The sequence below is a fragment of the Streptomyces sp. NPDC017991 genome (genome assembly GCF_044328075.1).
Taxonomy (GTDB): Bacteria; Actinomycetota; Actinomycetes; order Streptomycetales; family Streptomycetaceae; genus Streptomyces.
In genome coordinates this window covers 119120-130324 of record NZ_JBIRGP010000004.1, presented here as the reverse complement: position 1 = coordinate 130324, position 11205 = coordinate 119120, and the positions used below count along the sequence as shown (strand labels likewise).

Below are 11205 nucleotides of genomic sequence, written 5' to 3'. Positions count from 1 at the left end.
CGCTCACCTGCGGGTGGAGAGCACGACGGCGGGGGCGGGGTGGCCGGTGCCGTTGCAGGCCCGGCAGACGACGCGCAGGAGGACGCGGGAGCCGTCGCGGTGACGGGCGCCGGTCGTGATCGAGACGACGGGGAAGCCGCCGCAGTCGCGGCAGACGGGCGGGTTCGAGGTGGAGGCAGGCATGATGGACGGAGCCCTTTCGGATCGGAAGATCGGGAAGAGGTGCGGCCGTCCGGGGCGGCGGATCTTTGGCGAGAGAGGCCGCCCCGGTCGGTCAGTACTTGCGGTAGTGGCTCCGGGACCGGGCGGGCCGGGAGCGGACCGGGGACTTGCGTGGCGAGCGGGAACGCCGGCGGGTGCCCGCGCGGGATAACTCCCGGTTCTTGGAGCCGCGGCTGAGGGTGTAGCCGATGCCGCAGCTCGCGGACAGCACTGCGACGATGGACGCGGCGATGATCTGGACCACGAAGGCGATCACGATCAGGACCAGGACCGTGCCCAGGGTGATCGCGAGGGTGAGCAGGATCGGACCCTTGTAGGAGCGGGGGGCTTCCTGGACGATCACGACCTTGCGCATGTCGGTGCCGGGCGGGATCTGGTGGTAGAGGTCCGCGGGGATGTGACCGGCGCGGAACTGTTCGTCAGGCAGTTGCATGGGACAGCCCTCCTCAGGCCGGGCAGCGGTGGGTGCGGGCAGCGAGTTCGGCAGCCGACCGGTTGTCGTGCTCGGTCGAGAAGCCACAGCCGGGCGCGGTGCACGCCGCGGTGTGCTTGGTCTGGCCACGGCCGTTGTTGAACGAGCCGACCTTGACCGGTCCGATACGGATCACGTTGTAGAAGCGATTCGGGCGCACGGACTGAATCTCCTTGTCTGTCAGGCGAGTTGGGCGGCGATCGCGCCGGCGAGGTCTTCCGGGATGCTGAGCCGGGCGCGGAGCGTGGCGGTGTCGATGTCCGTCCCGGTACGGGCGTGATGATCGGCAGCGACCTTGCGTGCGTGGTCGACCAGCGCCGGAGGAACGCTCACGGCCGGAACGGCTTGAGGCAGGGCCGCAACGGGCTCCGGAGTGGTGCTCTGCGGTTCGAGGTCGGGCACCGTGGGACGGTCGACCGCGACCACGGTCGGCGAAGGCTCGGGGGCCGGTTGCGGGTCCGGTGCGGGGGTGGGCTGGTGGGCGAGGAGGGTGCCGCCGAGGAAGGCGAGGCCGGGCCAGCCCGCGACGAGGATGCGCAGCCAGGCCGGGACGTGCTCCAGGTCGAGGACCCCGGCGGTGGCGATGTTGGCGCCGAGCGAGGCGACCAGGGCAATGAGGAACCAGAACCAGGCGGACACTGACTGATCCAGGCGCAGTCGGCGCAGCACGGCGACCAGCAGCAGATCGACGGATACGGGGTAGGCCCAGGCTTTCCAGCCGGTCTGTCCGGCTGCTTCGGCAAGGTCGTGCAGGTGAGCGAAGGACAGTGATCCGGCGATCAGTGCCAGGACGATCAGGACGACGTCCACACGCGTGCGGGTCACGGGTCTTCACCTCCTTTCGCAGGGATTTGGGCCGGGACCGGGCGGCGAACGTGTCCAGCCGCCCGGTCCCGAGCGGTGTCAGTCGTTGGTCGCGGGGATCTCACCGGAGCCCAGGCAGTTCAGGCACAGGCCGGCCTGCTGACCCACGACCCGCTGCTTGCGGCCGACACGGACGGTCCGGGAAACCTCTCCGGTGCCACCGCAGGGCGAGCACGACTCGGCGGAGGGCTTCGCGGAGGGCTTGACGCTCTTGCGGGCCACGAGTGATCTCCTCTCGGCTTTGGGCATGGCGGGGGTAGGGACTTGGCGCACGGGCAGTGGGGTGGGGCGAGGATCAGGGGGTCCGCTGCGGGATCACCCGCGGCGGTGCGGCCGGCATCGGCGGCACGGCCCGGCTGACCGGGCGGAACGGCGCCAGAAACGGCGGGTTCGGGGTGAGGTGGGCGAAGTCGCGGCACACGGCTGCTACTTCGTCCGGGGACGTCTCGGGGGTGCGGATACGGGACCAGCCGCCGGAGGTGTCACCGGCCACCGCGACCCCGGGGCGATCCGGAGCGATCGCGGTCACCGCGACCACCGCGTCGGGGGCGATGTCGCCCAATCCCATGTCAGCGGTCTGTTTGTCGTTGACGCGGTGCACCACACGGCCGGTGAGCTGAGCGCGCAGCGCGGTGGCGCCCCTGCCGAGGTCGGAGCCGAAGCGCTGTCCGCACACCTCCAGGTAGATGCCGATCGCACGGGCCATCTGACCCAGCCGCACGAGCTGCATGACCGTGCGGTCGCGGGCCGCCTCATCCTTCTTCGAGGTGACCAGGAACAGCTCTGCCACCTCATCGATCAGCACGACCAGCGGCACCGGCCGCACATGCTCCGGCAGCTCCCACAAGTCCGAGACCCCATACAGGGCCAGCAGGTCAAAGCGCTCTTCCATCTCCGTGACCAGCGCCTCGATCAACTGCCCGGCACTGTCCGCAGTGGTCGCCAACGCCGACAGCCGGGACGCGTAGCGGCCGTGCTCGACACCGCGCTTGCAGTCGATCCCGATCACACCGACCGGGAGCTGAGCCAGCCCCTTGATCAGGTTGCGCTGATACATCGACTTGCCGGACTGGTTCGCGCCGAGCGTCAGCGCCATGGGGACCTTGCGGTAGTCCCGCTCGAAGACCGTGCCGTCCTCCCGCAGCGCCACCGGAATCACCAGGTCACGAGGCTTGGCCTTGCGCGGCATCGTGACACGCGCCAGCACGTCGTAACCGGTCATCCGAAGTTCGACAAAGCCAGGCTTGGTCTCCGCCACGATCACCGAGCGGACTCCCCAGGCATGGCGCAGGCGCTCGGAGGACGCGGCGATGTCGGCAGGCTCCAGGCCGGCGGGCAGACGCAGGGTCACGCGCAGACCGGTTGAAGTGCCCCGGACCCGGCGGACCTTCGGCGCCGACGGCCGCACCTCACGGCGAGCCACGTTGCGGGTCATGAAGGCCCGCATGCCGGACGGCTGCACCGTCAGCCCGCACACCTCCATCGTGGACCGATACGTCCAGGTGAACCGACCCCACGTGACCGGCATCCCGACCAGCGACCAGTACACGCGCGGAGCACGGACCTTCGCGTAGCCGAGACCACCGGCACCAGCGGCAGCGCCGCCCACCTCGAACCAGGTCGCGATGTCTGCCATCGTCAGGCACCGACCGGGGTGATCGCGACCGCGCGGAACGAGATGCCGTGACGCTTCTGTCCGTTGAACTCGTTCTCCCAGTCACGCGCCTTGAGACCGACCACCTGCACGATCGAGCCCGGCTGGAGACCGTCGGGGTAACCGGTCTCCGGAACGGTGACCTTGTAGAGGTTGCCCTCACCCTCGTCGGAGATCACCAGGCCCACCGTGGACAGACCAGCACCGGAATCCCGGTCCACGGCCCGCTCACCCGTGCGCTTGTCGACCAGCTTCGCTTCCGGGGCGGTCGCCACGATCACGACCGCAGTCGAAAGATCAATCTTGAAGGACGGCATGCAGTACTCCCTGAGTCGATATGCCAGGACAGCCCCTAAGGGCCACACACACTCGCTGTCCTGGGACTGCGAGCGGCTTAGGGAGACTGTGACACGCAGTCCCGAGACTGTCAACAGTCCTGGGACTGTGTTTGACTGTTCTCGACGAGAGGAGCCACGGAATGACGCCCAAGTGGCGAGAGCTGGCGGACAAGCTGGCCGAGGCGATCGCGAGCGGCAAGTACGCGCCAGGCGAGCAGCTTCCGCAGATCAGGGAGCTAGTCGCAAAAGGCGAGGGTTCGAAGTCCACCGTGCATGCGGCTTACAAGGCCCTGGAGGCGGAAGGGCTTGTGACCTCATCTCGGGGGCACGGCACCGTCGTACGGCAGCGGGTGCCGCTTAAGCGGCTCGGCATCGCCCGGTATGACAAGGCAAAGTGGCGGGATGGTGACGAGGTCGCATTCATCGCAGACCGCGTGGCTTCCGGGCGTAGCTACCGCCGGAATGAGCAGACCCAGACAGTCAGTCTCGTTGAAGCCCCGCCCGCAGTGGCGGCGGCACATGGCCTTTCCGAAGGGGCGCAGGTATATGCCCGAGCGCGTCTCGTGAAGGAAGGCAACCAGCCGACCCACACGTTGACCAGCTACTACCGCCCTGAGCACGTCGAGGGCACACGAATCGTGGACCCGACTCCCGGACCGGCCGGCCGTGGCGGCGGATTCCGGGTTCTGTACGACGCGGGGTACGAGATCGACCACATGAAGGAAGCGATCTTTGCCCGGGCGGCGACGTCGGACGAGGTGAAGTTGTTGCAGCTCCCCGCGGGCGAACCTGTCGTTGAGCTTCACCGGACGACCTACACGGCTTCTGGCACAGTGGTCGAATTCGCCATCGGTGTGCACGCGGCTTCGCGCTTCGCCTGGGAGTACGACTTCAAGGTTCCGGACTCGGCGAAGGGTGAGAAGGGGCAGTAATGATCTCGACGCAGGCATGGGCCGACGCGCGACGCCTGTGGGACTACCACCAGATGGGCCACGCCCTCCGGCCGTGCTCGGTCGCGGTGGGCTTGGGCAGCCACGACTTGGGCGTGGCCGACACGGCGGTAGACCTCTACGAGCGTGGCATGGCTCCGCTGCTTGTGTTCACGGGAGCCACCAGCCGCACGACGCGGGATCGCATGCCGCGGGGCGAAGCGGTCCACTACCGCGAACGGGCCCTCGAACGTGGCGTGCCCGCCTCAGCGGTGCTCGTAGAGCCTCACGCCCGCAATACCGGCGAGAACATCCGCTTCTCCAAGGCCGTGCTTGAGGAGGCGGGAGTGGACGTGTCCTCCGTGCTTCTGATCAGCAAGCCGTACGAGGAGCGGAGGGCGTACGCCACCGCGCGCAAGCTGTGGCCCGGAGTGGAGATCGTCAGCGCTTCTACTCCGATGGCGTTCGACGAGTACGTCGATTCCATCGGGGACGCGCGACTGGTCATCGACATGCTTGTCGGTGCACTTCAGCGCCTGCTGATCTACCCGGAGCAGGGGTTCATGATCAGTCAGTCCGTACCGGATCACGTGCTTCAGGCGTATGAACGGCTCTGCCGCGAAGGTTTCACCAGTCGGCTCCTCCACACCGACACGGCTTCCACCTGATCAACTCAGCCCGGGTCAGCTCACGCCGCGAGGGGCCGCCCATCTGACCGGCCGGAGCGAGTTGTTACAGGTTTCTCTACCTCATCAAGTCCGGCTGCGCTCCGCTCCGCCGGGCGCGCTCCCGGCTCCGCCGCCCTCCGCGCTCCTGCCTCCGGCCCGCGCTGCGGGCGCTGCGCCGACGCGCGCCCACGGGTAGACGGGCCGGTCTGATGAGTAGCGATCACCGCACGAACGCAGCCACGGTCAAGGACATGCCTCCGGCGGGGGCGCTCCGACTCCGGGATGGAGGGGGCGCCGTTCGCGGGTGCCGGCCGAGTGTGGCGTGCGCGGGGAGCTCTCATCCCGTCCACCGCCGACCCAGGCAGAGCCGAGCAGTCGCGGCCCAGGGCGTCAAGGTCGTTCGTACAGTGGCGCGCTCCACCTTGACGCCCTGAACCACGCCCGCTCCACGGTGTGTGGGTCGACGGCGGACGGGATGAGAGCTGGGGTGAGTGGTGGGTTGAGGAGGTAACAGCCCGCTCAGCCAGCGTCAGCAAGGCGAAACGGTCGCGCAAGGGCCGCCGACCACAGAAGCGGAACCGGATCCCTTATTTGTCAGTGTCGTGCCGTAGGACTAAAGAGGTCGGGAGGGCGTGCATCGAAAACCTCTCAGCATAAGGCGCGCCACCGACAACGCCGCGTGATCCACAATTCCCGAATAGGCCGCGTTCAAGAAAACTTCCAGTATAAGGGTCGCCACTGACAATTCAAGGTGTTCAACAAACGGCAGGCGAAGCGCCCATTAGAATGTGATGTCTGTCACCAGATCAAATATGGAAAACTGCACGTCAGCGCATTCCCGCATGATCGGCTCGGATGCCGATGTGTTCATTTACTCCGGAAGTTCGCCGGAGAAAGTTGCGAGGCTGTGGATAGTGGTGGAGCGACGTTGGTGGCGGTCGGCCAGCGCCGAGGCAACTCCCGCTCGGCACTCGGTCGTTGGCGCTTGTTGTCAGTGCCATGCGCTAGCGTTGCTGCCACCCAAAAACGACTGGGGCGCCCGCCTCCCGCGAAGAAGTGAGGGCGCCCCGTCGATGAACCGAAACCGAAGGAGAACTATGGCGTCACCCCTGGCTCGGAATGCGCTCCGCCAAAGCGGAGGCATGGTGTCTCGTACTCTCGCACACGGCACTGACAGTCGCAACCGCTATTTGATCTTGCTTGGCGCAATTCTGAGCTGCGTGATCAACGGTGACACGATGTCCGCGATATTGCGCCAGGCAACGTGGCTGGTGGTAGCCGTGATCGTCCTCCTCGCTATTCAGATCCTGGATAGCTGGCTGTGGAGTCGATCCCTTGATGGGCATCGGACGCGACTGCTGTACAGCAACGCGGTACAGCAACCGGGGTGACCTCTGCCAGCCCACAGCGACCTCTGGGGACCTTCATGCGCCCGCTGTGGCCGTAGTTGACCGATCTACATAGAGCTACGGATCAGAAGGTTGCAGGTTCGAATCCTGCCGAGTGCACACAGGTGAGAAGCCCCGGACCATGGTCCGGGGCTTCTTTTGTTGTGGCGTCCCGTTGTCAGTGCCGACCTCTACGCTCGTGAGTGATGGCACAGGTGTGGAAATGCAGGGGGCTTCGGTGGGCCGGGTGGGAGCCCGTGCTGGTCTGGGACGGGGGGCGTCGCAGTGTGTTGCCGTGGGGGAAGCAGGTCGCGTTCGCCGTCGTGGACGGGGATGGGCGGCGGTGTGTGGGGGCGCGCGGGCACGGCTGTTTCGCGGGGGCCGCGGTGTCCGGGCGCAGTGTCGGGGCCCGGTGCGAGGAGTGCGCACGGCTGGACCGGGCCCATTCCGTCGCGGCGGACACCATCGCCGACGACCCCCGGCCCTACTCGGTCTATCTGGCCTGGTTCGGACCCGGGATGGTCAAGGTGGGGATCACCGCCGTCGAGCGCGGGTCGGCCCGGCTGCTGGAGCAGGGCGCTGTCGTCTTCACCTGGCTGGGGCGGGGGCCGCTGATGTCCGCCCGGCGCAGCGAGGAGTTGCTGCGTACGGCGTTGGGAGTGCCGGACCGGATCGCCTACGACGCCAAGCGGGCCGTACGGAGTGCGCTGCCGGAGGCGGAGGCGCGGGCGGCGGAGGTCAGGGAACTGCACGCGCGGGCCGTGGGGCTGGGCGGGTGGCCGGACGCCTTGGAGCGGATGCCGTTCGAGGCCGTCGATCACACGGATGCGTTCGGGCTCGACGGGCTGCCGCCGGCGGTGGCCGTCGTCGGCGAGCTGGTGCCGGGGGGTGTCGTGCGGGGTGAGCTGGTCGCCGCCGCCGGGCCCGATCTGCATCTGCTGACCGGGCGGGGGGTCGTCGTGCTCGATACGCGGCTCATGACCGGGTGGGAACTGACCGGGGCGGCCGGGCCGGGGGAGCAGGGGGAGCGGGGGGACATCACCGTGCCCGTGCGGGAGTTCGGGGGAGTTCAGGACGGGCTTTTCTGAAAGACAGAGGCAAGGACAGGGACAAGGGCAGGGGCCCGAGGGAGTGTGGACATGACTGACGGCACGCAGGGGACGGATGCGGAGGGCGAGGCCGTCGGCGTACGGCGGTTCTGGGAGGGGCTCGGTCTTCCCGGGCTCGTCGACGTCCACACCCACTTCATGCCCGAGTCCGTCCTGAAGAAGGTCTGGGCGTACTTCGACGGGCTCGGGCCGCTCACCGGCGGTGTCGAGTGGCCCATCACCTACCGGGCCGAGGAGGACGTACGGGTCGGGACGCTGCGGGAGTTCGGCGTGCGTGCCTTCACCGCCATGCTCTACCCGCACAAGCCGGGCATGGCCGAGTGGCTGAACCGGTGGGCGGTCGACTTCGCCCGCCGGACCCCCGACTGCCTCCACACGGCGACGCTGTTCCCGGAGTCGGGCGTGGCGGAGTATGTGCGCCGGGCGCTGGACGACGGGGCGCGGGTCTTCAAGGCGCACGTGCAGGTGGGGGCGTACGACCCCGCCGACGCACTTCTCGATCCGGCCTGGGGGTTGCTCGCCGAGGCCGGGACCCCTGTCGTGATCCACTGCGGTTCCGGGCCCTCGCCCGGCAAGCACACGGGGCCCGGGCCGGTCGGGCGGGTGCTTGCGCGGCATCCGCGGCTGCGGCTGGTGATCGCGCACATGGGGATGCCCGAGTACGAGGACTTCCTGGACCTCGCCGAGCGGTTCGGGGAGGTGCGGCTGGACACGACGATGGCGTTCACGGACTTCAGCGAGGAGCTCACCCCGTTCCCCCGGCGTGCGCTCCCCCGCCTCGCCGGTCTCGGCGACCGGATTCTGCTCGGGACCGACTTTCCCAACATCCCCTACCCGTACGAGCATCAGCTGCGGGCACTGGAGCGGCTCGGGCTCGGGGAGGACTGGCTGCGGGCCGTCTGTCATGACAACGGGGCGCGGCTGTTCGGGCTGTGAGGGCCAGGCCCGCCCACCGCCGGGCCCGTCCACCCGCCGAACCCGCGCACCCGCCGGACCCGCGCACCCGCCGGACCCGCATGTGTGTGGAGCCGCGAGCCGTAGCGAGCCGCTCCCGAGTGCTGCCCGAGTGCCGCCCGAGTGTTGCCTGAGAGGCGGCTGTGTGTTTCTCAGGGTATTCACAGGTTCCCGAAAGGGTGCTCTCAGGGCGGGCCACCAATGTGTTGGCTATGACCACGACCTCGCCCCAGGGGCGCACCGAACTGCTGAGGCCGGACGGGAGCCCCGTCCGCGTGCTTGTCGTGGACGACGAGCTGTCGATCACCGAGCTGCTGTCCATGGCCCTTCGCTACGAAGGGTGGCAGATCCGCAGCGCGGCCGACGGGACCGGTGCGGTGCAGACCGCCCGTGAGTTCCGGCCCGACGCCGTCGTTCTCGACATGATGCTGCCCGACATGGACGGTCTCGCCGTCCTCGGCCGGCTCCGCCGTGAGCTGCCCGAAGTGCCCGTTCTCTTCCTGACCGCGAAGGACGCGGTCGAGGACCGGATCGCGGGGCTGACGGCCGGCGGCGACGACTACGTCACCAAGCCCTTCAGCCTGGAGGAGGTGGTGGCCCGGCTGCGCGGCCTCATCCGCCGCTCCGGCGCCGCCGACCGTCGCTCCGACTCGGTGCTCGTCGTCGGTGACCTCGCCCTGGACGAGGACAGCCACGAGGTGTCGCGCGCCGGTGACGGCATCCACCTCACCGCCACCGAGTTCGAGCTGCTGCGGTTCCTGATGCGCAATCCGCGCCGGGTGCTCAGCAAGGCGCAGATACTCGACCGCGTGTGGTCGTACGACTTCGGCGGGCAGGCCAACGTCGTCGAGCTCTACATCTCGTACCTGCGCCGCAAGATCGACGCCGGCCGTGAGCCGATGATCCACACCCGGCGCGGCGCCGGTTACCTGATCAAGCCCGCGACGTCGTGAGCGGCCGACGACGGCCGCGTACGCAGCGGCGCCGACTGTCCGGAGCCCCGCGCGCGCTGCGGCGCCGGCAGCCTCGGACCCTGCGGACGCGGCTCGTCGTCTCGGCGGTCGCGCTGATCGCGGTGGTGTGCGCGGTGATCGGTACGGTGACGACGATCGCGCTCCGCTCCCACCTGTACGAGCAGCTCGACGACACGCTGAGGGACGCCACCATGAGGGCGGCCGGCCCTCTGAGGATCGATGGCGGCCAGCCCGATCCCAGTGGCAAGGACAAGCCGAAGAAGCCGCTGTCGGAGTTCGTCAAGCAAGGCCCGCAGCCCAGCGGCACGGTCGCCGCGGAGGTCACGGGCGGCAGCATCACCGAAGCCCAGGTCGGCAAGAAGACCAAGAGCGACGACGGGGTGCCGGACCTCGACGCCGAGTCACTCACCACGGCACAGGAGGCCGTCCTCGCGAGCGTGCCGCAGGACGGGCGGCCGCACACGGTCACCCTGCCGGGCCTCGGCGAGTACCACGTCCAGTTCCAGACCGGTGACAACGGCTCGTTCTACGTGGGCGTGCCCACCGAGAACGTCACCAACACGCTCAACACCCTCATCCTCGTCGAGGTCAGCGTCACGCTCGCCGGGCTCATCGCCGCCTCCTTCGCCGGCGCGACCATCGTGACCGTAGCCCTCCGTCCCCTCCGCAAGGTCGCCTCCACCGCCACCCGCGTCTCCGAACTGCCCCTCCACACCGGCGAGGTGACCCTCAACGAGCGGGTCGCCGAGTCCGAGACCGACCCGCACACCGAGGTCGGGCAGGTCGGGGCCGCGCTCAACCGCATGCTCGACCACGTCCACGGCGCCCTGCACGCGCGCCAGGAGAGCGAGACCCGCGTACGGCAGTTCGTGGCGGACGCCAGCCATGAGCTGCGTACCCCTCTCGCGTCCATCCGCGGATACGCCGAGCTGACCAGACGCGGCAGGGAGGAGACCGGGCCCGACACCCGGCACGCGCTGGGCCGGATCGAGTCCGAGGCCGGGCGGATGACGGGCCTCGTCGAGGACCTGCTGCTGCTCGCGCGCCTCGACGCCGGACGGCCGCTCAGTTACGAGCACACCGACCTCTCCCCGCTGGTCGTGGACGCCGTGAGCGACGCCCGCGCGGCCGGACGCGAGCACAACTGGCGGCTGGAGCTGCCCGACGAACCCGCACTCGTGCTGGCCGACGCGGCCCGCGTCCAGCAGGTCATGGTGAACCTGTTCGCGAACGCGCGCACCCACACACCGCCGGGCACGACGGTGACCGCGCGCGTGCGCCGCCAGGGGTCCTGGGTGTGCGTGGACGTCCAGGACGACGGACAGGGCATCCCGCCCGACCTCCTGCCGCACGTGTTCGAACGGTTCGCGCGAGGCGACTCGTCACGCTCGCGCGCCTCCGGGTCCACCGGGCTCGGGCTCGCCATCGTGCAGGCCGTCGCGGCCGCGCACGGCGGTGTGGTGACCGTCGACAGCGTGCCCGGACACACGGTGTTTACCGTGCACCTGCCCGCGCTGACCCCTCAAGCGTCCCATTCTCATGAGGCGTTCATTTCTCAAACGGATTCACAACCGTACTCACAGGCACACCACAGCGCGACCACATGGGTGCAACAGGGCGCTTGACGACAGTC

Annotated in this window: 13 protein-coding genes; 6 read left to right on the top strand and 7 right to left on the bottom strand. The window is 68.9% G+C overall.

Features of this window, described 5'->3' with window-relative positions:
• Positions 1 to 3: 3 nt before the first annotated feature.
• From ACH4DZ_RS13290 to ACH4DZ_RS13260, 7 genes are all read right to left on the bottom strand, one after another.
• Positions 4 to 183 (bottom strand): hypothetical protein, encoded by a 180-nt coding sequence (locus ACH4DZ_RS13290; RefSeq protein WP_398287194.1) that lies wholly within the window; start codon positions 181 to 183, stop codon positions 4 to 6.
• A gap of 91 nt (positions 184 to 274) precedes the next feature.
• The gene (locus tag ACH4DZ_RS13285; RefSeq protein WP_398287193.1) at positions 275 to 655 is read right to left on the bottom strand and encodes a hypothetical protein; all 381 of its coding nucleotides are present in this window, start codon (positions 653 to 655) and stop codon (positions 275 to 277) included.
• Positions 656 to 668: 13 nt separating this feature from the next.
• Positions 669 to 854, bottom strand: coding sequence for a mobile element transfer protein (locus tag ACH4DZ_RS13280; protein WP_398287192.1), 186 nt, complete (start codon positions 852 to 854; stop codon positions 669 to 671).
• Positions 855 to 874: 20 nt separating this feature from the next.
• Positions 875 to 1519: a DUF2637 domain-containing protein gene (locus tag ACH4DZ_RS13275; RefSeq protein WP_398287191.1), complete on the bottom strand. Its 645-nt coding sequence runs from the start codon at positions 1517 to 1519 to the stop codon at positions 875 to 877.
• A gap of 78 nt (positions 1520 to 1597) precedes the next feature.
• Positions 1598 to 1780, bottom strand: a complete 183-nt coding sequence (locus ACH4DZ_RS13270; protein WP_398287190.1) for a hypothetical protein — start codon at positions 1778 to 1780, stop codon at positions 1598 to 1600.
• A gap of 73 nt (positions 1781 to 1853) precedes the next feature.
• A complete protein-coding gene (locus ACH4DZ_RS13265) occupies positions 1854 to 3194 on the bottom strand; it encodes an FtsK/SpoIIIE domain-containing protein (RefSeq protein WP_398287189.1) in 1341 nt (446 codons plus the stop codon).
• A gap of 2 nt (positions 3195 to 3196) precedes the next feature.
• Positions 3197 to 3529, bottom strand: coding sequence for a hypothetical protein (locus ACH4DZ_RS13260; protein WP_398287188.1), 333 nt, complete (start codon positions 3527 to 3529; stop codon positions 3197 to 3199).
• A gap of 161 nt (positions 3530 to 3690) precedes the next feature.
• Here ACH4DZ_RS13260 and ACH4DZ_RS13255 point away from each other — a divergent pair, with 161 nt between their 5' ends.
• The 6 genes from ACH4DZ_RS13255 to ACH4DZ_RS13230 all read left to right on the top strand — a co-directional run bounded on the left by ACH4DZ_RS13255 (position 3691) and on the right by ACH4DZ_RS13230 (position 11197).
• Positions 3691 to 4482 (top strand): GntR family transcriptional regulator, encoded by a 792-nt coding sequence (locus ACH4DZ_RS13255; RefSeq protein WP_398287187.1) that lies wholly within the window; start codon positions 3691 to 3693, stop codon positions 4480 to 4482.
• On the top strand, positions 4482 to 5147 hold the full coding sequence (locus tag ACH4DZ_RS13250) for a YdcF family protein (RefSeq protein WP_398287186.1): 666 nt from the start codon (positions 4482 to 4484) through the stop codon (positions 5145 to 5147). The genes ACH4DZ_RS13255 and ACH4DZ_RS13250 overlap by 1 nt, the downstream gene beginning before the upstream one ends.
• A gap of 1594 nt (positions 5148 to 6741) precedes the next feature.
• Entirely contained in the window at positions 6742 to 7623 is an 882-nt protein-coding gene (locus tag ACH4DZ_RS13245) for a DUF2797 domain-containing protein (RefSeq protein WP_398287185.1), read from the top strand.
• A gap of 51 nt (positions 7624 to 7674) precedes the next feature.
• Positions 7675 to 8580 carry an amidohydrolase family protein gene (locus ACH4DZ_RS13240; protein ID WP_398287184.1) on the top strand — a complete coding sequence of 302 codons (906 nt, stop codon included), beginning with the start codon at positions 7675 to 7677 and terminating at the stop codon, positions 8578 to 8580.
• Between the two features lie 230 nt (positions 8581 to 8810).
• Positions 8811 to 9551 carry a response regulator transcription factor gene (locus ACH4DZ_RS13235; RefSeq protein WP_398287183.1) on the top strand — a complete coding sequence of 247 codons (741 nt, stop codon included), beginning with the start codon at positions 8811 to 8813 and terminating at the stop codon, positions 9549 to 9551.
• Positions 9548 to 11197, top strand: coding sequence for a sensor histidine kinase (locus ACH4DZ_RS13230; protein ID WP_398287182.1), 1650 nt, complete (start codon positions 9548 to 9550; stop codon positions 11195 to 11197). Before ACH4DZ_RS13235 ends, ACH4DZ_RS13230 begins: the two co-directional genes overlap by 4 nt.
• Positions 11198 to 11205 lie beyond the last annotated feature (8 nt).